This is a genomic window from Aurantiacibacter zhengii (genome assembly GCF_003584125.1).
In the GTDB taxonomy this organism is placed as follows: domain Bacteria; phylum Pseudomonadota; class Alphaproteobacteria; order Sphingomonadales; family Sphingomonadaceae; genus Alteraurantiacibacter; species Alteraurantiacibacter zhengii.
In genome coordinates this window covers 400,321-416,670 of record NZ_QXFL01000002.1, presented here as the reverse complement: position 1 = coordinate 416,670, position 16,350 = coordinate 400,321, and the positions used below count along the sequence as shown (strand labels likewise).

Below are 16,350 nucleotides of genomic sequence, written 5' to 3'. Positions count from 1 at the left end.
TCTAACACAAGAGGGAAACAAAATGACTTTCACGAATGACTTCACCGCCCGCATTTCCGCCGCTCTCGCTGCCGTTGTCGTGACCACGACGATCCTCGTCAGCAGCTTCTCGACCCAGCAGGCCAGCATCATCGGCAGCCTTCTCGCCTGAAGCATCGGCACCACAACCAACCCATCGAAAGGAGAATGACATGACCAACGAATTCCATACCAAGCTGATGGCCGGCCTTGCCGCCGTGGCCGTTACGTTCACCCTGCTGGTGAGCAGCTTTGCCAATCCGAATGCGACCAGCGTCGTGGGTCTGCTGGCATGAGCAAGTACGACCCCAACAACGCAGTACGCCCGACCTCCACGAAAAGCTTCCAGCTCGACCGTGCAGACGGCAAGATCGCCGGGGTTTGCGGGGGGATAGCAAAGTATTTCGGGATCAACCCGCTGATCGTTCGGCTGGTGTTCCTGGTGGGTGCCGTGGCCGGGTTCGGCAGCTTCATCCTAATCTATCTCGCGATCTGGCTGCTGGCGAACTGACGCCGGCGGCCATTTCGCCATGTTATCCTTCGCGCGTCTCGCGTGCGGCGAAGGGAGAGAAATCGGTGTCGGTATCGAAGATCTCGACGCCCTCGCGCTTCTTCAGGAAGGCGACCACGCGATAGGTGACCGGCGTCAGCACGGCTTCCCAGCCGACCTTGAGCGCCCAGTTCGTCACCATCACAAGTACCACGTCCGATGTTTCCCAAACGCCGAGAAAGGCGATGGGATAGAACAGCAGGCTATCGACGCCTTGGCCCACCACGGTGGAGCCGATGGTGCGGGTCCACAGCTTCTCGCCTTTCGTCCAGACCTTCATTTTGGCCATGACATAGGAATTGACGAACTCGCCTGCCCAGAAAGCGGTGATCGATGCGAGCACGATGCGCGGAACCTGGCCGAACACCTGCTCGTAGGCGGCCTGGCCGGTCCAGCTTGCGGATGGGGGCAGGGCGACCACCACAAAGCTCATCACCGCCATGAAGACGAGCGCGGCAAAGCCCGCCCAGATCACACGCCGTGCCCGGGCATAGCCATAGACTTCGGTCAGCACATCGCCGATCACGTAGGAGAGCGGGAAGAACAGGATCCCTGCGCCAAATGTAAAGCCCGCGACGGTGGAAAGCTTTGCTGCTCCGATAACGTTGGAAAGTACCAGCACCACCACGAAGGCGGCCATGACGAGATCGAAATAGCGAAAACGCGCATGTTCGGGCGGGGCTGCGGGGGCGGGTTTGGCCATGCCTGCGTTGCTAGCGCCCTTTGCGCCGTGCGCAAATATGGTTAGAGGGCCATGCGACGCGCCCATAGCTCAGCTGGATAGAGCACGGGACTTCTAATCCTGAGGCCGCAGGTTCGACTCCTGCTGGGCGCGCCAACGAAAAAGGGGAGCGACTCCGCAAGAGTCGCTCCCCTTTTCATTGGCTCGGTGAAGGTCGAGCGGTTCGTCCCGGCTTGGGTCAGGCGCTTCCGACGAAGATGCTCTTCGCGTTGGTGAACTCGCGCATGCCCAGTCCGCCGTGCTCGCGCCCGTAGCCGGAGTTCTTCACTCCGCCGAACGGCATCGAGGGATCGGCCACGCCGTAGACATTGATGAACACCATGCCGGTATCGAAATGCTTGGACGCGAGCTCGATGGCGCGGTCTTCGTCCTTCGACAGGATACCGCCGCCAAGACCATAGCGGCTGTCATTGGCCAGGCGCATCGCGTCATCGTCGTCCTTCGCCTTGATAACGGAGGCGACAGGGCCGAAAATCTCATCGTCGTAAGCGGGCTGCCCGGGCTTCACGTCGGTCAGCACGGTCGCGGGATAGAACGCGCCGGGACCGTCCGGGATCTTGCCGCCGCAGGCGATCTTGGCGCCATTGGCGACGCTCTTTTCCACTTGCTCATGCACGTCGTCTCGCAGGTCGGTACGCGACATGGGCCCCATATCGGTATCGGCGGCGGTTGGATCGCCGGTCTTCACCGCTTCGAAGCGAGCGACGAACTTCTCGAGGAATTCGTCGTAGACCTTCTCGGTCACGATGAAGCGCTTGCCGTTGATGCAGGTCTGGCCGTTATTGTACAGCCGCGCCTGGGCGCAAACCTTCGCGGCCAGGTCCAGGTCGGCGTCTTCCAGAACCATGTAAGCGTCGTTGGAGCCAAGCTCGAGCACGGTGGGCTTGAGTACCTTGCCTGCAGCTTCGGCGATGTGCCGGCCCGCATCGTCCGAGCCGGTCAACGTGACGCCGCGCACCTTGTCGTGCTTGATGATTTCATCCGAAGTGTCGTGGCCGATGACGAGCACGGTAAACAGGTTTTCGGGCAGGCCGCCTTGGCGGAAGATCTTCTCGATCATCAGGCCGCTGCCGGTGCAGTTGGACGCGTGCTTCAGCAGTACGCCGTTGCCCGCCATCAGGTTGGCGATGGCATAGCGGATCACCTGGTAGGCGGGGAAGTTCCACGGCTGGATACCGTAGATGACGCCGATAGGCTCATAGGTCACGATACCGCGGCCGGCATTGGAAGGATCGCGCGGTTCGGGCGCAAGTTCGGCGGGACCGCAGCCTGCGGTGTAATCGCAGATGGCAGCGCACAGCTCCACTTCATCACGGCTGTCCTTGATCAGCTTGCCGACCTCCTCGGTCATCAGCTGGGCAAGCTCTTCCTTGTTGTCGCGCAGGGCATTGCCAAGACCCTTGATGGTCTCGGCGCGGTCTTCACGCGACACAAGCTTCCACTTGGAGAAGGCTTCGTGGCAGGCATCCACCTTCTTTTTCGCATCCTCCTGCGAAAGCTCTTCGTATGTTTCGATATCGGCGCCAGTGGCGGGATTGACAGTCGTGATCGTGCCCATGAATGCGGTTTCCTTGAAAGTGTGCTTTGCAAGAAAGACGCATGAGCATGCGCAAGGGTCCGACCGGCGCGACGGGAGAGGCCGCGTCTGCGGTGAGCGGACCTTTGCGGCCTGTTTGCGGTGCGATCAATCTCCGGGTGTCGGATCGATCGGCACGATGGTGCCATCGTCGCGGAACGTCAGCGGCGTCATTTTCACATTGCGGAGATGGGTCAGGCCCGAGCGTTGGGTGTCGTGGTAGAACAGCCACCAGTTGCCATCGATTTCGGTAATCGAGTGGTGTGTCGTCCACCCTTCCACCGGCTCGAGGATGCGACCGCGATAGGTGAACGGACCGTAGGGTGAACTTCCCGTGGCGTAGACCAGATAGTGCGTGTCCCCGGTGGAATAGGTGAAGTAGTAGGTGTCGCCGCGCCGGAATACCCACGCGCCTTCGAAGAAGCGGCGATCCAGATCGTCGGCGGTGATGGGTTCGCCGCTTTCATCAAGGATTTCGATGGGACGCGGGGTCTCCGCGAATTGCAGCATTGTGTCGTCCATTCGGGCGACGACCGGCGCAATGGCGGGCTGCCCCGCCGGGGTGGGATCGGTGTCGGAGCCAGCAGGGTCGTATCTGCCGTCCTGCCAGCGCTGCAATTGCCCGCCCCAGATGCCGCCGATGTACATGTAATGCTCGCCATCTTTATCGGCGAGGATGCCCGGATCAATGGAATAGCTGCCCGCGATCGGCGCGGCCTGCGGTGTGAACGGACCGGTAGGGGACGGAGATGTTGCCGCGCCAATGCGAAACACGCCGTCAGCATCCTTGGCGGGGAAATAGAGGTAGTAGGTGCCGTTCTTGTAGGCGGCATCGGGTGCCCACATCTGCTGCGTGGCCCAAGGCACGTCAGCCACATCCAGCGCGACCGGATGCACCGTCACCGCACCGCCTGGCCGATCCATCGACAGAACGCGATAGTCGCGCATGTCGAATGCCTCTGCCGTGCCTATCAGTTCTTCTGCGACGGGGACATCGTGGCTGGCGTAGATGTAGATCCGCCCATCGTCCCAGACGCGCGCGGAGGGATCGGCGGTATAGATTTCGTCCGTCAATGGCTGCGCGATGTAGCGTGGATCGCCCATCGGGGCGGTCATTTCGGTCTGGGCGACACAGGCGGCCAGTAATGGTGCAGAGGCGATCAGGGGCACTGCGAGGGCAAGCTTCACGGCATTTCTCTCCCGGTAAATTGGTAGCGCTACCATGACACATATTCGCGCCAGTTCAAGGCCGGGTTGGACAGAAGAGGCGCCGTGGCAGGGAAGCCGGCACGCCGCAGGATCAACTCCGCCCGAAGCGCCCCAGGAAGCGCGAAGCCGTCCGCCGGGCGCGGTGCCAGGCGAGATGGCGCAGGCCGATGCGTTCCTGTCCGTAGGTGCCGACGCGCCGCTTGCCCGTGCGAATGTCGATTGGCTGGCGAAACATCGAATAGCCGGACAGGGCATCGCCGCCCATCGGCGTAAGCCAAGCGCAGCCGTCGAAATAGTAATGCGTAACTTGTGAGTGGCGGGTACGGGCGGCATCGTTCACCGGCGCGCCGCCATGGAGGAGATTGGCGGCCCAGATCAGCGCCTGGCCCTTTTTCAGATGTCCGAATTGCGGCTGGAAGCGCTGCTGCTCAACCAGCGCCTCGATCGCCGGTTCGTAAACCTCGTGGTAGAAACCATAGGTTCCACGTCCGCCCTTGCGCGCATCACGTGAACCCAGCTCGCCCAGTTCCAGATGGGGCAGGCGATGCGAGCCGGGATAATATTGCAGCGGACCGTTGTCGGCATCCACATCTTCCAGCGCCACCCACACCCCGGCCATGAACCCGCGCGGCAGGGAATCGAAATGCAGTGTGTCACTGTGTGTGCGCTGGCGGGAGCCTTCGTTGAAATTCAGCGTCTGGAATGGGAAAGCGGGCCGTCCGTAAAGCATCTCCAGCAAGCGCAGGAATTTGCCATGCGTGGCAATGGTGCGCACGGCAGCGCACTCTTGCCAGGCGTCCTGCACGCGGTGCCGCCCGTCGTGGAGGCCATCCAGTTCTTCGATCACCTGCGCTGCCAGTCCGTCCATATCGGGCAGGTCGCTGTCGATCACCACGTAGCCGTCACGGGCGAACAGCCTCAACAGTTCGAGATCGTCTTCATCGAGGTCTGCCGCAATCCGCTCGAAATTCGGGCTGAGATAAAGTGGAACTGGCTGCATCGTGCTTCCCGCTGAATGTCGGAGAATTTTACATGCAGGGCAGGCGTAAAGATTTTGTGAACCATCGACTCCCGCAGGAAACCTCGCAACGCGAAAACTGGCACGCGGTGTGCAATGTTATAGGCGTAACCAATGGTTCTTCGAACGAGGCGGGGCCGATCAAATGGTCCCCAACCAAGTCTCCCGGCTCCGCCTCCCCGAAGACCTCCTCCAAAAAAATCGTCGAGGTCTAGCGCCGTCCCGCCCAAGGCTCCTGGGTACGCGTTACCAGCATGTGCGCGTCGTAAGGGCGGCAAAGCTGGAAGGCGTCCTGTGGCGTTCCGTCCAGCCAGGTGGACCAGGCTTCGCTTGGCAGGATAACCGGCATCCGGTCATGCACGCCGCGCACGTGTTCGTTCGTCTCGGTCATCACCATCGTATAGGCCCGGCCAAATTCCGCGCTGTCGCGCCAGAACCCGGCTAGCGCCATCAATGGTGCGTCGGGGAGGGAGAACCACGTACGGGTCTTGCCGCCCGGCAAACCTTCGGCCTCGGCAAAGTCGGAGACGGGGATGAGACAGCGGCGATTTTCGAAGCTCGCTCGCCAGAACGGGCTTTTCAGCTTGTCCCTACGCGCGTTGTTCACCGGTTTGGGTTTTAGCGGCTGACCCTTCACGCCCTTCCGAGCGAGCGGGAAGCCCCAGGTCATCTGCGCCAGTCGCCCCTCGGCGAGGACCATCGAGGGATAGCCGGGGTACACCAATTCCGGTGCATTGCCGCCCGGTGATACCGCCATGTCCTGCGCTATCGCATCGAAAAAGTGCGCGACCTCGTCCTGGGATCTGGACATGCGATAGAGGTTGCACATCCGCGGTTTAGTACCCTGCCTCGGCAGCGGGGACGGGCGCGGCGATCGCGCCGCCTGCCATCGGCCAGATGATGTCGCCAGTCACCACACCCATGCTCATGGGTAGGTTTGCGGAGATGAAGGCATGGATCACGCTTGGCGCGATATGGTCTTCGTACTGCGTGACATAGACGCTCATCGCCAGTTCGGGATTGTCCTCCTGCCACTCGATAACCTCGCAGGTGTCGGTCACAACTTCGGGATCGCCGACCTGCCCGAACTCATCGAAATTGACGCGGTAGTGCTTGCCCAAGGGTATCGAACCTTCGGCCAGCGGTCCGTTCAGCACATAGGTTTCGATTTCGCCCCTCTCGTTGGGCGGCAGGACTAGCGGGATATAGCTCACCGAATGGGTGGAGCCTTCGGCAGCGGGCTCACCGTCGAGGCAATAGCCGACGCCCGGTGCGGCAATCACGGCGCGCGGAGCGACATACTTTGCGCGCGCCATCTGCAACGCCGTGCCGGTAAGTGCCGGTTCGGATCCGGCCTCGTGCAGAGTTTCGCTCCGAATGTTCCCCTGCGCGATCTCATACTCCGCCAGGGCGACCAGCGGGGCCTGCGTGCCTTCACCACGAGCGGCAACGAGCACGACATTCCACACATCAGACGCTTCCCCGGGGAACGCAACAGCGCCGCGATAGCCATCGCCGAACGCCGCACCGGTCATGCCGAGATACTGCTGCTGCGCGACTGCACTGGCTTGCTGGATGGCGACCATCTGCCGGGCGGTTGCCTCGGCAGCGCGGGCTTCAGCCGAACGTTCGGCCATGTCATCCGGCACGCCGTCTTGCGCCATCGCCGGAACAGCAAGGGTAAGGGCGGCGGAAAGGAACAGGGTACGGATCATGAAGCCTCCAGGCGAATCGAATTGCCGGAGCCTAAACGTTCGCACCTGAATGGAATTGAAGCCCGCCCAAAAGGGCTTCCGTTGATTTCAGGAAGCCTTCGCAACCTTCTTTTCGTCCAGCAACTGCTGCAGCTCGCCAGCCTCGAACATTTCCATCATGATGTCGCTGCCGCCCACGAATTCGCCCTTCACGTAAAGTTGCGGGATCGTGGGCCACTCGGAATAAGCCTTGATGCCCTGGCGGATTTCCATGTCCTGCAGCACGTCGACGCTGTCGAAGGCGACACCGCAATGATCGAGAATCGAAACCGCGCGGTTGGAAAAGCCGCACTGCGGAAACAGCGGCGTGCCCTTCATGAAGAGCACGACGTCGGCATCACCGACAATCTTGGAAATGCGTTCGTTGGTATTGGCGTTCATATCGCTCATCTGACCCACCGGATAATTTGGAAACTGATAGCAGTCAGTTGGGAACGCTGGTGTGCAGTTGCAAGGCGTGAAGCTCTCCGCCCATGCGGCCGCCCAGCGCGGCAAACACCATCTTGTGCTGCTGCACGCGGTTCTTGCCTGCAAATTCGGCAGAAGATACGCGCGCCAGCCAATGGTCGTGATCGTCCGCCAGCGCCTCTATTTCCACCGTGGCATCGGGAATGGCGGCTTTGATAAGCGCTTCGATCTGGGCTGCGGGCATGGGCATCAGATCAGGACTCGCTCATGAACTGGCGGCGGGCCTCGATAGCCATTTCCGCCAGCTTGGCACGCACCTGCGCCTCGTCGACGTCGCACCCTGCCTGGGTAAGGTCGCCCAGTACCTTGCGGATCACGTCCTCGTCGCCAGCTTCCTCGAAATCGGCCTGCACGACAGCCTTCTTGTAGGCATCGGTTTCCTCAGGCGTCAGTTCCATGAGGCCAGCGGCCCATTCGCCTACCAGCCGGTTACGGCGCGCAGCGACCTTGAAAGCGGTCTCTTCATCCATCGCGTACTTGGCTTCTTCAGCGCGCTCGCGGTCATTGAAATTGGTCATGGGGAATCGGTCCTTGTGAAGAATTCGTGTGACGAGATAGCCCGCCGGACGATCAGGCCGCAACTCCCGTTCCGCGAGCCAGCCAGGGCCTGCCTGCAGCAAGTCGTTCTTCGTAACGGGAAATAGCCTCGTCGCGCTCCAGCGTCAGGCCCACTTCGTCGAGACCTTCGAGCAGATAGTGCTTGCGGAACGGATCGATCTCGAAGGTAAAGCGATCCTGGAACGGCGTGGTCACGCTCTGGCTTTCAAGGTCGATGAAGATCGGATCGGTTTTTGCGACCTCCAGCAGGCGTTGCACCTGTTCCGGTGGCAGGACGACGGTGAGGATGCCGTTCTTGAAGGCGTTGCCCGCGAAGATGTCCGAAAAGCTGGGCGCGATCACGGCGCGGATGCCCAGGTCGAGCATGGCCCACGCGGCATGTTCGCGGCTGGACCCGCAGCCGAAATTGTCACCCGCCACAAGGATCGGAGCCCCGGCGAATTCCTCGCTATCGAAAACGTTGTCGGGATCTTTCGCCCGCACGGTTTCGAAAGCGCCCTGGCCCAGTCCCTCGCGGCTCACCGTTTTCAGCCAGCGCGCAGGGATGATTACGTCGGTATCCACGTTCTTGCGCCCGAACGGAATGGCGCGGCCTTCGATATGCGAGACCTTTTCCATCAGTCGGTTTCCGGCTTCTCGCCACTCGGGATGGGGCCGGGCTGCGTCGGCTCGTTCTGTTTCTTGCGGCGGTTCACGTAGAGCAATGCGGCGGCTACGGCGGCAGAGCCGATGGCACCGGCGGCGATTGCGGCTGTCTTTGGAATTTTATCAGTCATGGTATTTCCAATGCTCCCGGGGCGTGAGGGTTGCAATATTCAGCGCAAGAATTCGCGCAATTTGGTCCAGTGTCGGGTTTTCTCCTCGAAAGTCATCGCCGCGTGCGCGGGGCTGGAGGAGGGCAGAGATACAAGTCTTAAAGCGCTCTGCGCCAGTTGCGGGCGAGCAGCTTTTTCCGAGGTCTTGCCGTTGAAAGCCACGGCCCTGAGTTCAGGGAGCGTGGCGACGAGCGATGTAAGGTCAGCGGTTTCTATCTCGCGCATGTCGGCATCGAGGCTGCCTCTGCGTTCGGCGGATTGCACCGAGTCCCACAGGCCGACCTTGTGTCGCGACAGCGCCTCCAGCCGCGCAGGATAGTCCAGCGCCACCAGATCACTTCCAATCACCTGTTCCATCAGCTTCCAGAATGCGTTTCGCGGGTGGGCATAGTATTGCGCTGCGGCCAATGATTTCTCGCCCGGCAGGCTGCCCAGGATGAGCAGACGCGTATCGGGGCGGACCACCGGAGCGAAGGATTGTTTACGCAGGCTCACGCATCAGTTCGCGCACATCGGTAAGGTGGCCTGTCACGGCAGCAGCGGCGGCCATGGCGGGCGAGACGAGGTGCGTGCGCGCGCCCGGCCCCTGCCGACCCACGAAGTTGCGGTTGCTGGTAGAGGCGCTGCGTTCCCCGGCAGGCACCTTGTCCGGATTCATCCCGAGGCAGGCCGAGCAGCCCGGCTCCCGCCATTCGAGGCCCGCGTCGGTGAAGACCTTGTCCAGCCCCTCTGCCTCTGCCTGCAACTTCACCAGGCCCGAGCCTGGCACGACAATGCCCCACTTGATGTTCGCGTGCTTGCGACGACCGCGCAAAACCTCGGCGGCGGCGCGCAGGTCTTCGATGCGGCTGTTGGTGCAACTGCCTATGAAGATGTTCTGCACGGCGATATCCTGCATCCGGGTGCCGGGCGTGAGGCCCATGTAATCGAGGCTGGCGCGGGCAGCTTCCTGCTTGGAAGGGTCGGTGAAACCGGCGGGATCGGGAACGGTGCCGCCGATGGCGACCACATCCTCTGGGCTCGTACCCCACGTCACCGAGGGTTCCACTTCGCGCGCATCGATCGTCACGGATTTGTCGAACACGGCATCGGGGTCGGAATACAGCGTTTTCCAGTAGGCGACAGCATCGTCCCACTCGTCCGCCGTGGGCGCGAAGGTGCGGCCCTTAATGTAGGCGAAAGTGGTTTCGTCGGGCGCGATCAGGCCGCCGCGTGCACCGCCCTCTATGCTCATGTTGCACACAGTCAGTCGGCTTTCGATGCTCATCTGTTCGAACACCTTGCCGCGGTATTCGATCACGTGGCCGGTGCCGCCAGCGGTGCCGATCACGCCGATGATGTGCATAATCAGATCCTTCGCCGTGACGCCGGGCGCCAGATCGCCCTCCACGCGCACTTCCATCGTTTTCGATGGGCGCAGCAGTAGTGTCTGCGTGGCGAGCACATGCTCCACCTCGCTGGTACCGATGCCGAAGGCCCATGCACCAAGACCACCGTGGCAAGCGGTGTGGCTGTCGCCGCAGACGATGGTGGTGCCCGGTAGGGAGAAGCCCTGTTCCGGTCCGACAACGTGAACGATGCCCTGCTGCCTGGCCGTGGCATCGAAATAGCGAATGCCGAAATCGTGAGTGTTGCGCTCAAGTGCGGCAAGCTGCGCGCGGCTTTCCTCGTCGGCAATCGGCATGCGGTTGCCCTGCGCATCGGTTCGCGCCGTGGTGGGCAGGTTATGGTCGGGAACGGCCAGGGTTAGTTCCGGGTGGCGCACCTTACGGGCATTGATCCGCAGCGCTTCGAACGCCTGGGGGCTGGTGACTTCGTGGACGAGGTGACGGTCGATGAAGATCAGGCAGGTGCCATCATCGCGCCGCTCCACCACATGGGCATCGAAAATCTTTTCGTACAGGGTGCGTGGCTTGCTGGACATGGGTCGCCAGATAGCGCGGGGAAGACTTTCCGCCAAGAATAACGAGAAAAGGCTTTTTCGTGTCTTGGAAAGTTAACGTTGCAGGCCTAACTTACATTCATGTCAATCAAGCCCTTCGCGATTCCGATCAAGATTCTGCCCGATGATATTGATTTCATGGGGCACGTGAACAATTCGCGTTATCTGAACTGGGTGCAGGACGTGGTCCTGCAGCATTGGCAGAAGCTTGCCCCGGCAGAAGAAGTGGCGAGCAAGGCCTGGGTCGCCCTGAAGCACGAGATCACCTATCGTCGGCCCGCCTTCCTGCATGATGACGTGATCGCCGAAACGGTGCTGGAAAAGATCAAGGGCGCACGCAGCTTCTACAACACGGTGATTCGCCGCGGCGAGGATGTGCTGGCAGAGGTGCAGTCCATGTGGTGCTGCATCGACAGCGAAACCCATCGGCCCGCGCGCATCAATCAGGACGTGGCGGAACGCTATTTCGGCCTGCCGCGAGAGTAACTGTCGCGAGCAATTCGTTGCGGCCCCTGAGACAGGGACCATTTGCCGCGTTTGCCTGCAAGGCATACTGCTCTAAGGCCTTGGTGTAATGGTTCAATCCGCCCACGCCATTCCCCGCAGCGCGCAATCCCTCGTCGGCCTCGGCCTGGCGATCGCGATAGTGGGCGGCTGGCTGGGATTGCACTTTTACGCGATCTTCGTTTTCGAACTCAGCTGGAGCACTCTGCCGGCAGCGCTTGCCATTGCGGTGGTTCAGTGCTGGCTCTCGGTGGGTGTCTTCATCATCAGCCACGATGCCATGCATGGGTCGCTGGCTCCCGGTTTCCCGCGCCTGAATTCCGCAATTGGGGGCGGACTGCTGTTTCTTTATGCAGGGTTTGGCTGGCGCAAGATGCGCGACGCGCATTTCGATCATCATCGCCATGCCGGGGGGGAGGGCGATCCCGACTTCGACACCGTCAATCCCAGCAACTTCTGGCGCTGGTACGGCACATTCCTGCGCCGCTATTTCGGCTGGCAGTCAGTGCTTTACGTCAGCACCATCGTGACGACCTATTGGCTGTTTGTGGGCGTGCCCATGACCCAGATCGTGCTGGTGTTCGGCCTGCCTGCCATCGCATCGAGCATGCAGCTGTTCTATTTCGGCACCTATCGGCCGCATCGCCACGCGCACGACACCTTCAATGACAGGCACAATGCCCGCTCGGACGATTTCTCACCCCTTGTCAGCCTCGCAACGTGTTTCCATTTCGGCTATCATCACGAACACCACAGGTTTCCGCAGACCCCGTGGTGGGCACTCCCGCGCTGCCGGCGCGGCCTTGCTGAGTCGATACGGAGCTGAAGAGATGAGCGTAGCCGAAATAGTCCTCACCGTTGTCGGTGCGGTCGCCTTCATGGAAGGGTTCGCCTGGTGGGCGCACCGGTACGTGATGCACGGCTGGGGCTGGGGCTGGCACCGCGATCATCACGAACCGCACGACAACATGCTGGAGAAAAACGATCTGTTCGCAGTGGTTTTCGGCAGCATCGTAATCGTGATGTTCATCGTCGGCTATTTCGTGTCCGATTTCCTCTGGTGGTTCGCCCTCGGGATTACCGTGTACGGCCTAATCTACACGCTGATTCACGATGGCCTTGTTCACCAGCGCTATTTCAAATGGGTACCCAAGCGCGGCTATGCCAAGCGGCTGGTGCAGGCCCACAAGTTGCACCATGCCACCATCGGCAAGGAGGGCGGGGTAAGCTTCGGCTTTCTCTTCGCGCGCGATCCCGCCGCGCTGAAGGCCGACCTGAGGCGTCAGCGCGAAGCGGGTATCGCCGTGGTGCGCGACAGCGCCAAAGCCTGAAATCGACTAGGGCAGCCGCCGGTCGGGGCCCTGCAACAGGCGCTTTTTCAAGAGACGTGTCGCCAGCCACACCACTAACACTACGGGCAGGGTGATGACGGCCAGTGCGACCTCGGCATCGAGGCCGGGCCATCTGTGGCCCGCCCCTTTCAGGACATAACCGACCAGCCCGATCAGGTAATAGCTGAGCGCGACGACCGACAGGCCTTCCACCAGTTGTTGCAGTCGCAGTTGCATGCGGGTGCTGCGATCCATCGATCGCAGCAGTTCCGCATTCTGGTTCTCGATCCGCGTGCTGATGCGCGCGCGCAGGAGGCTGGCGGCTCGCTCTGCCCGTGCAGACAGCCCGAGCTGCCGGTCCTTCACCGCGGCGCATGTGCGGATCGCGGGCAGGAACCGGCGCTGGGTGAAATCCACCAGTGAGGCATAACCGTCTATCGGTGTCACGCGCAGTTGCTCCAGCCGCTCGTTCACCAGCTGGGCATAGGCCGCGGTAGCGCTGAGGCGGTAGTCGATTGCATTGGCGATGGCATTGAGTTCAGCGCTGTAAGTGGAAAGCTGTTCCAGCAGGATATCGTCCTTTGCCTCGTCACCCGCAATGCGCGCTGCCACTTCGGCAAGCCTTACTCCCACGGCATCGAGTTTAGGCCAGGCCTTTTGCGCGGTCGGCAGGCCTAGCAATGCACGGTTGCGATAATTGTCCAGGTCCTGAAGCCGCTGGACCAGCCTGCTGAAGTCGCGCAGGTCCGTGCCGTTGGCAGCCACCACCAGCTTGCCAAACCCGTCGTCCTTCAAGCGGAAATCGCCCCACATGCGCGGTGCGCCGCCAAAATTGCAGGAGATCAGTTCGGAGCGAAGGAAGTCCATGTGCGGCAGCAATCGCTCGGCCGCAGCATCATCGGCAACAACGCGAATCTGGATTGCGCGCATTATCTTGCCGGGAAGCCCCCGAGCCCATTCGATGGCCTCGTGCACCCGGTCGGGGAGGGTGGCCGACGCCAGCTCTTCCTCGGAAACATCGTCGATGAAAAGTGAAAGACTGGTGCCTTCGCTATGGCGCTCCCACGAGAACTCTACGCCATCGGCCAGGAAACCCGACAGATGCGGCGCATTTGTATGTCTCGCCTCAGGATCGCGAAATCCATCGAGATAGGCAGCTTCGTCTTCGCGTTCTTCCGGCGCGACGATGAGCACCCACTGGACGATGAAACAGGGCACCGACAGCACCGGCCAGCGGCGCAGGTGCATTTCGGACACCACCTGTTTTCGCAATTCGTGATCGCGCATGCCGGCCCCCCGGGTTCACCAAGGAGGAGCATGGCCTACACCTTGGTAGAGCGCAATCGCTTTGCGCGAGACGAACCCTTAGCGAGCGTAGTTCACGTACAGACCGTGAATCAGGCCGGGGATGAAGCCAAGCAGGGTCAGCACGAGATTAAGCAGGGCGGTTCCGCCCAGTCCGTGCTTTGCCGCCACACCTACCGGCGGCAGAACAATGGTAGCGATAAGAATAAGAATAGCCATTTGGGGTCTCCTGAAAGTTACCCCCTCCGTTTGCCTTTTCAACGGGTCGAATGCAGGCGCGTTCCAAGAAACCGGAGCTGTCCGGCTGTTGCGCGCGTCAACTTCCGATGAAGCGCGCGCGTTACCCTTCCGAGATGCGCGCCGCGTGTTCCTGTACCAGCGCGATCATGTTGGGCACGCCCTGGGTGCGATTGGATGAAAGCTGGTTTTTCAGATCGAAGGGGGCGAGCGCCTCTGCGACATCCATGCCGGCCACCTCGGTCGCAGGCTTGTCCTGCACAGCGGCGATCACCAGCGCGACGATGCCCTTGGTAATGGCGGCGTTGCTGTCGGCGACGAAATGCAGTTTGTCGGAATTTCCGGTTGGATAGACCCAGACCTGCGCCGAACATCCGCGAACAAGCGTGGCGTCTGTCTTCAGGGCAGCGGGCATCTCGTCCAGTTCGCGGCCCAGCTCGATCAGCAGGCGATAACGTTCGTCGCCTTCGAGAAATTCGTATTCTTCCTGGATGTCTTCAAGTGTGCGCATGTCTGCCATCTAGTGGCTGCGCGTCACAGGTCCACCCCGTTCGCGATGGCTTCAAGCTTGCGGATGCGTTCCTTGAGGTCAGCAATCTCGATCCGTGCCATGCCTTCACGCGATCCACCTTCCATTTCCGCTGGCATGCGGTTCATTTCCAGCTCGCGGTTCTTGAGGGCGAGCCAGCCCTGCCAACCCAGCAGGGCGGAAGCGGTCAGCATGGCCAGCGCAAGCAGGCTGCTGGCGGCGATCAACAGGTCGATTTGCGTCATTTGGTCCTCCCTGCGGGCGTTTTGAGCGGCGACGATCACTCGTCGCGCAGTTTCTCTATTTCTTCGGCGGTGCGGCGGGCCGGATCGGTGGCGATGCGTTCAAGCACCTTCACGCGCTCGCGCAGTGCCTCCACCTCGTATTCCAGTTCCCGTTCGCGGGCGCTGGTATCCTGCGCTTCCGGAAGGGTGCCGCGTCCCTCGATACTGCTGCGATTGCGGAAGATCCCGGCAACCGCGGTAATCAGGACGATAAGGACAATGGCACTCCAGAAGCTCACGATATTCTCTCCTCCCGCGCCGAGCGGTCGGCGCGCAATTCTTCGATCTGGCGCGACAGGTCTGCGCCGGGGTCGGTAACGATGCGTTCCAGGACCCGCATCCGGTCTTCCATGTCGTCGGACAATTGGCGGCCGTTCATGGCCTGCTGGGCCTTCGCCTCCTCGATCCGGGCCTTGATCTCCAGCTTGCGTTCCTCGTGCTCGTTCACCCGCTTGTTGACGATGTAGGCAAACGGCAGGATCACCAGCAGCAGGCTGAGGATGAAGCCGAAGATAAGAATAAGGTCACCGTCCATCAGTTCGCATCCTTCCTGGTGCTGCGCAGGCTCTCGATCTCGTGCGTCAACTGGTAGCCGCTATCGGTCACGATGCGCTCCACATTGGCGAGGCGATCCTTGAGCGAACCGAGTTCCGCCTGCAGCGCGGCATTTTCCTGGCTCAGAAGCTTGACGCGTTCCACCGCCTGGTCATTCTTGGGATAGACGGCCTTGCCCCAGCTGTTTTCCAGCGGATAGCCATGCTTCATGCGCATCCAGGTGTTTACGATCCAGCCTGCTGTCATAATGGCGACACCGGCGATCACGGTGGTTTCGGTGATCAGTTCCATCAGGCCTTTTCCTTCTGCTCGAAATTGAGGGGCATGCCGTTGTCACGGGTGGAGCGGGCGGGCTTGTCGCGCAGCGCCTCGATCTCCTCGGCCACGGTGTAGCCCTTGTCGGTGACGATGCGTTCGAGCACGATCATGCGGTCTTCCATGCGCTCCATCACGTCACGCAGCTGCTGGTTCTGCTCGCGCAGTTGCTTCGCTTCGCTGGTATCGGATCGCTCGACCGTGCCGCCGTACTCGTCCTCCAGCGGATAGCCGTGCTTGGCGCGGATCCAGTTATTAATGACCCAGCCAAAATTACACGCAATGACGATGCCTACGATGAAAAAGGCGGTCTCCATGTTCATCAGGCCTTCTCCCTTTTCGAGATTTCAAGCGGGATACCATTGCCTTCATCGACCGAGCGCTGGTCGCGCAAAGCCTCTATTTGAGTGGCAATGTCGTAGCCCCTGTCAGTGACGATGCGTTCCAGCACTTTCACCCGATCTTCCAACTGCTGCACCTTGCTGGCGTATTGCGCGGCTTTTTCGCTCGTTTGTTCAGCCGTCGCCGCCAGTCGCTTTTCCTCAAGCTTGCTTCGCGACTGTATCCATACGATCCCGAGGACCATGAGGAACGGTGCGAGGGGCACGAGAATCCATTCCATTTTCAGTTCCTTTTGCGA

At 61.1% G+C, this 16,350-nt stretch carries 28 protein-coding genes and 1 tRNA gene; 7 read left to right on the top strand and 22 right to left on the bottom strand.

The window, feature by feature from the left end; translation table 11 throughout:
• Nucleotides 1-22: 22 nt before the first annotated feature.
• From D2V07_RS18995 to D2V07_RS05625, 3 genes are read left to right on the top strand one after another with little or no spacing between them, the layout of a single operon-like run.
• Nucleotides 23-151, top strand: a complete 129-nt coding sequence (locus tag D2V07_RS18995) for a hypothetical protein (RefSeq protein WP_267899743.1) — start codon at nt 23-25, stop codon at nt 149-151.
• 40 nt (nt 152-191) lie between these two features.
• Nucleotides 192-314 carry a hypothetical protein gene (locus D2V07_RS18990; protein WP_267899742.1) on the top strand — a complete coding sequence of 41 codons (123 nt, stop codon included), beginning with the start codon at nt 192-194 and terminating at the stop codon, nt 312-314.
• Nucleotides 311-529: a PspC domain-containing protein gene (locus D2V07_RS05625; RefSeq protein WP_119585583.1), complete on the top strand. Its 219-nt coding sequence runs from the start codon at nt 311-313 to the stop codon at nt 527-529. Before D2V07_RS18990 ends, D2V07_RS05625 begins: the two co-directional genes overlap by 4 nt.
• A gap of 22 nt (nt 530-551) precedes the next feature.
• On the opposite strand, the gene D2V07_RS05620 is transcribed toward D2V07_RS05625, so the two are convergent.
• Nucleotides 552-1,271 (bottom strand): queuosine precursor transporter, encoded by a 720-nt coding sequence (locus D2V07_RS05620; RefSeq protein WP_119585581.1) that lies wholly within the window; start codon nt 1,269-1,271, stop codon nt 552-554.
• Between the two features lie 58 nt (nt 1,272-1,329).
• Between D2V07_RS05620 and D2V07_RS05615 the strand changes: the two genes are divergently transcribed.
• Nucleotides 1,330-1,406, top strand: a tRNA-Arg gene (locus D2V07_RS05615).
• An 82-nt stretch (nt 1,407-1,488) separates the two neighbouring features.
• On the opposite strand, the gene D2V07_RS05610 is transcribed toward D2V07_RS05615, so the two are convergent.
• The 12 genes from D2V07_RS05610 to leuC all read right to left on the bottom strand — a co-directional run bounded on the left by D2V07_RS05610 (nt 1,489) and on the right by leuC (nt 10,632).
• Nucleotides 1,489-2,868: an NAD-dependent succinate-semialdehyde dehydrogenase gene (locus D2V07_RS05610; RefSeq protein ID WP_119585579.1), complete on the bottom strand. Its 1,380-nt coding sequence runs from the start codon at nt 2,866-2,868 to the stop codon at nt 1,489-1,491.
• 126 nt (nt 2,869-2,994) lie between these two features.
• On the bottom strand, nt 2,995-4,074 hold the full coding sequence (locus D2V07_RS05605) for a glycoside hydrolase family 43 protein (protein ID WP_407641583.1): 1,080 nt from the start codon (nt 4,072-4,074) through the stop codon (nt 2,995-2,997).
• Between the two features lie 112 nt (nt 4,075-4,186).
• On the bottom strand, nt 4,187-5,095 hold the full coding sequence (locus D2V07_RS05600) for a phytanoyl-CoA dioxygenase family protein (RefSeq protein WP_119585575.1): 909 nt from the start codon (nt 5,093-5,095) through the stop codon (nt 4,187-4,189).
• A 229-nt stretch (nt 5,096-5,324) separates the two neighbouring features.
• Nucleotides 5,325-5,942 (bottom strand): SOS response-associated peptidase, encoded by a 618-nt coding sequence (locus D2V07_RS05595; protein WP_119585573.1) that lies wholly within the window; start codon nt 5,940-5,942, stop codon nt 5,325-5,327.
• 7 nt (nt 5,943-5,949) lie between these two features.
• Nucleotides 5,950-6,828, bottom strand: coding sequence for a hypothetical protein (locus tag D2V07_RS05590; protein ID WP_119585571.1), 879 nt, complete (start codon nt 6,826-6,828; stop codon nt 5,950-5,952).
• An 87-nt stretch (nt 6,829-6,915) separates the two neighbouring features.
• Nucleotides 6,916-7,248, bottom strand: coding sequence for a Grx4 family monothiol glutaredoxin (gene grxD / locus D2V07_RS05585; protein WP_407641587.1), 333 nt, complete (start codon nt 7,246-7,248; stop codon nt 6,916-6,918).
• A gap of 43 nt (nt 7,249-7,291) precedes the next feature.
• Nucleotides 7,292-7,525: a BolA/IbaG family iron-sulfur metabolism protein gene (locus D2V07_RS05580; RefSeq protein WP_119585567.1), complete on the bottom strand. Its 234-nt coding sequence runs from the start codon at nt 7,523-7,525 to the stop codon at nt 7,292-7,294.
• 4 nt (nt 7,526-7,529) lie between these two features.
• Complete coding sequence (locus D2V07_RS05575) at nt 7,530-7,853, bottom strand: DUF1476 domain-containing protein (RefSeq protein WP_119585565.1); 324 nt, start codon at nt 7,851-7,853, stop codon at nt 7,530-7,532.
• A gap of 52 nt (nt 7,854-7,905) precedes the next feature.
• Nucleotides 7,906-8,511, bottom strand: coding sequence for a 3-isopropylmalate dehydratase small subunit (leuD, locus tag D2V07_RS05570; RefSeq protein ID WP_119585563.1), 606 nt, complete (start codon nt 8,509-8,511; stop codon nt 7,906-7,908).
• Nucleotides 8,511-8,669 (bottom strand): isopropylmalate isomerase, encoded by a 159-nt coding sequence (locus D2V07_RS05565; RefSeq protein WP_119585561.1) that lies wholly within the window; start codon nt 8,667-8,669, stop codon nt 8,511-8,513. Before D2V07_RS05565 ends, leuD begins: the two co-directional genes overlap by 1 nt.
• 39 nt (nt 8,670-8,708) lie before the next feature.
• Nucleotides 8,709-9,203: a DNA-deoxyinosine glycosylase gene (locus D2V07_RS05560; protein ID WP_199698732.1), complete on the bottom strand. Its 495-nt coding sequence runs from the start codon at nt 9,201-9,203 to the stop codon at nt 8,709-8,711.
• Nucleotides 9,190-10,632: a 3-isopropylmalate dehydratase large subunit gene (gene leuC / locus D2V07_RS05555; protein ID WP_119585559.1), complete on the bottom strand. Its 1,443-nt coding sequence runs from the start codon at nt 10,630-10,632 to the stop codon at nt 9,190-9,192. Before leuC ends, D2V07_RS05560 begins: the two co-directional genes overlap by 14 nt.
• Before the next feature lie 99 nt (nt 10,633-10,731).
• Here leuC and D2V07_RS05550 point away from each other — a divergent pair, with 99 nt between their 5' ends.
• From D2V07_RS05550 to D2V07_RS05540, 3 genes are all read left to right on the top strand, one after another.
• On the top strand, nt 10,732-11,136 hold the full coding sequence (locus D2V07_RS05550) for an acyl-CoA thioesterase (protein WP_119585557.1): 405 nt from the start codon (nt 10,732-10,734) through the stop codon (nt 11,134-11,136).
• A gap of 88 nt (nt 11,137-11,224) precedes the next feature.
• The gene (locus tag D2V07_RS05545) at nt 11,225-11,980 is read left to right on the top strand and encodes a fatty acid desaturase (RefSeq protein ID WP_119585555.1); all 756 of its coding nucleotides are present in this window, start codon (nt 11,225-11,227) and stop codon (nt 11,978-11,980) included.
• 4 nt (nt 11,981-11,984) lie between these two features.
• Entirely contained in the window at nt 11,985-12,485 is a 501-nt protein-coding gene (locus D2V07_RS05540; RefSeq protein WP_119585553.1) for a sterol desaturase family protein, read from the top strand.
• 6 nt (nt 12,486-12,491) lie between these two features.
• On the opposite strand, the gene D2V07_RS05535 is transcribed toward D2V07_RS05540, so the two are convergent.
• From D2V07_RS05535 to D2V07_RS05495, 9 genes are all read right to left on the bottom strand, one after another.
• On the bottom strand, nt 12,492-13,772 hold the full coding sequence (locus D2V07_RS05535) for a DUF3422 family protein (RefSeq protein WP_119585551.1): 1,281 nt from the start codon (nt 13,770-13,772) through the stop codon (nt 12,492-12,494).
• Between the two features lie 78 nt (nt 13,773-13,850).
• Nucleotides 13,851-14,009, bottom strand: a complete 159-nt coding sequence (locus tag D2V07_RS05530; RefSeq protein WP_119585549.1) for a YqaE/Pmp3 family membrane protein — start codon at nt 14,007-14,009, stop codon at nt 13,851-13,853.
• A 121-nt stretch (nt 14,010-14,130) separates the two neighbouring features.
• On the bottom strand, nt 14,131-14,538 hold the full coding sequence (locus tag D2V07_RS05525) for a SufE family protein (protein ID WP_119586096.1): 408 nt from the start codon (nt 14,536-14,538) through the stop codon (nt 14,131-14,133).
• 23 nt (nt 14,539-14,561) lie between these two features.
• Nucleotides 14,562-14,801 carry a hypothetical protein gene (locus D2V07_RS05520; protein ID WP_119585547.1) on the bottom strand — a complete coding sequence of 80 codons (240 nt, stop codon included), beginning with the start codon at nt 14,799-14,801 and terminating at the stop codon, nt 14,562-14,564.
• 35 nt (nt 14,802-14,836) lie between these two features.
• Complete coding sequence (locus D2V07_RS05515; protein WP_119585545.1) at nt 14,837-15,079, bottom strand: hypothetical protein; 243 nt, start codon at nt 15,077-15,079, stop codon at nt 14,837-14,839.
• The gene (locus D2V07_RS05510) at nt 15,076-15,375 is read right to left on the bottom strand and encodes a hypothetical protein (RefSeq protein WP_119585543.1); all 300 of its coding nucleotides are present in this window, start codon (nt 15,373-15,375) and stop codon (nt 15,076-15,078) included. The genes D2V07_RS05515 and D2V07_RS05510 overlap by 4 nt, the downstream gene beginning before the upstream one ends.
• Entirely contained in the window at nt 15,375-15,686 is a 312-nt protein-coding gene (locus tag D2V07_RS05505; RefSeq protein ID WP_119585541.1) for a hypothetical protein, read from the bottom strand. The genes D2V07_RS05510 and D2V07_RS05505 overlap by 1 nt, the downstream gene beginning before the upstream one ends.
• The gene (locus D2V07_RS05500; protein ID WP_119585539.1) at nt 15,686-16,033 is read right to left on the bottom strand and encodes a hypothetical protein; all 348 of its coding nucleotides are present in this window, start codon (nt 16,031-16,033) and stop codon (nt 15,686-15,688) included. Before D2V07_RS05500 ends, D2V07_RS05505 begins: the two co-directional genes overlap by 1 nt.
• Nucleotides 16,033-16,332 (bottom strand): hypothetical protein, encoded by a 300-nt coding sequence (locus D2V07_RS05495; protein WP_119585537.1) that lies wholly within the window; start codon nt 16,330-16,332, stop codon nt 16,033-16,035. Before D2V07_RS05495 ends, D2V07_RS05500 begins: the two co-directional genes overlap by 1 nt.
• Nucleotides 16,333-16,350: the final 18 nt, after the last annotated feature.

Excerpts from the sequence above, each read along its gene's own strand:
- D2V07_RS05575 (WP_119585565.1), bottom strand. The coding sequence starts at position 7,853 with ATGACCAATTTCAATGACCGCGAGCGCGCTGAAGAAGCCAAGTACGCG.
- D2V07_RS05545 (WP_119585555.1), top strand. The coding sequence starts at position 11,225 with ATGGTTCAATCCGCCCACGCCATTCCCCGCAGCGCGCAATCCCTCGTC.
- D2V07_RS05525 (WP_119586096.1), bottom strand. The coding sequence starts at position 14,538 with ATGCGCACACTTGAAGACATCCAGGAAGAATACGAATTTCTCGAAGGC.
- leuD (WP_119585563.1), bottom strand. The coding sequence starts at position 8,511 with ATGGAAAAGGTCTCGCATATCGAAGGCCGCGCCATTCCGTTCGGGCGC.
- D2V07_RS18995 (WP_267899743.1), top strand. The coding sequence starts at position 23 with ATGACTTTCACGAATGACTTCACCGCCCGCATTTCCGCCGCTCTCGCT.
- D2V07_RS05530 (WP_119585549.1), bottom strand. The coding sequence starts at position 14,009 with ATGGCTATTCTTATTCTTATCGCTACCATTGTTCTGCCGCCGGTAGGT.
- D2V07_RS05535 (WP_119585551.1), bottom strand. The coding sequence starts at position 13,772 with ATGCGCGATCACGAATTGCGAAAACAGGTGGTGTCCGAAATGCACCTG.
- D2V07_RS18990 (WP_267899742.1), top strand. The coding sequence starts at position 192 with ATGACCAACGAATTCCATACCAAGCTGATGGCCGGCCTTGCCGCCGTG.
- D2V07_RS05540 (WP_119585553.1), top strand. The coding sequence starts at position 11,985 with ATGAGCGTAGCCGAAATAGTCCTCACCGTTGTCGGTGCGGTCGCCTTC.
- D2V07_RS05495 (WP_119585537.1), bottom strand. The coding sequence starts at position 16,332 with ATGGAATGGATTCTCGTGCCCCTCGCACCGTTCCTCATGGTCCTCGGG.
- D2V07_RS05565 (WP_119585561.1), bottom strand. The coding sequence starts at position 8,669 with ATGACTGATAAAATTCCAAAGACAGCCGCAATCGCCGCCGGTGCCATC.
- D2V07_RS05625 (WP_119585583.1), top strand. The coding sequence starts at position 311 with ATGAGCAAGTACGACCCCAACAACGCAGTACGCCCGACCTCCACGAAA.
- grxD (WP_407641587.1), bottom strand. The coding sequence starts at position 7,248 with ATGAACGCCAATACCAACGAACGCATTTCCAAGATTGTCGGTGATGCC.
- D2V07_RS05520 (WP_119585547.1), bottom strand. The coding sequence starts at position 14,801 with ATGACGCAAATCGACCTGTTGATCGCCGCCAGCAGCCTGCTTGCGCTG.
- D2V07_RS05550 (WP_119585557.1), top strand. The coding sequence starts at position 10,732 with ATGTCAATCAAGCCCTTCGCGATTCCGATCAAGATTCTGCCCGATGAT.
- leuC (WP_119585559.1), bottom strand. The coding sequence starts at position 10,632 with ATGTCCAGCAAGCCACGCACCCTGTACGAAAAGATTTTCGATGCCCAT.
- D2V07_RS05590 (WP_119585571.1), bottom strand. The coding sequence starts at position 6,828 with ATGATCCGTACCCTGTTCCTTTCCGCCGCCCTTACCCTTGCTGTTCCG.
- D2V07_RS05620 (WP_119585581.1), bottom strand. The coding sequence starts at position 1,271 with ATGGCCAAACCCGCCCCCGCAGCCCCGCCCGAACATGCGCGTTTTCGC.
- D2V07_RS05500 (WP_119585539.1), bottom strand. The coding sequence starts at position 16,033 with ATGAACATGGAGACCGCCTTTTTCATCGTAGGCATCGTCATTGCGTGT.
- D2V07_RS05510 (WP_119585543.1), bottom strand. The coding sequence starts at position 15,375 with ATGGACGGTGACCTTATTCTTATCTTCGGCTTCATCCTCAGCCTGCTG.
- D2V07_RS05600 (WP_119585575.1), bottom strand. The coding sequence starts at position 5,095 with ATGCAGCCAGTTCCACTTTATCTCAGCCCGAATTTCGAGCGGATTGCG.
- D2V07_RS05505 (WP_119585541.1), bottom strand. The coding sequence starts at position 15,686 with ATGGAACTGATCACCGAAACCACCGTGATCGCCGGTGTCGCCATTATG.
- D2V07_RS05580 (WP_119585567.1), bottom strand. The coding sequence starts at position 7,525 with ATGCCCATGCCCGCAGCCCAGATCGAAGCGCTTATCAAAGCCGCCATT.
- D2V07_RS05610 (WP_119585579.1), bottom strand. The coding sequence starts at position 2,868 with ATGGGCACGATCACGACTGTCAATCCCGCCACTGGCGCCGATATCGAA.
- D2V07_RS05595 (WP_119585573.1), bottom strand. The coding sequence starts at position 5,942 with ATGTGCAACCTCTATCGCATGTCCAGATCCCAGGACGAGGTCGCGCAC.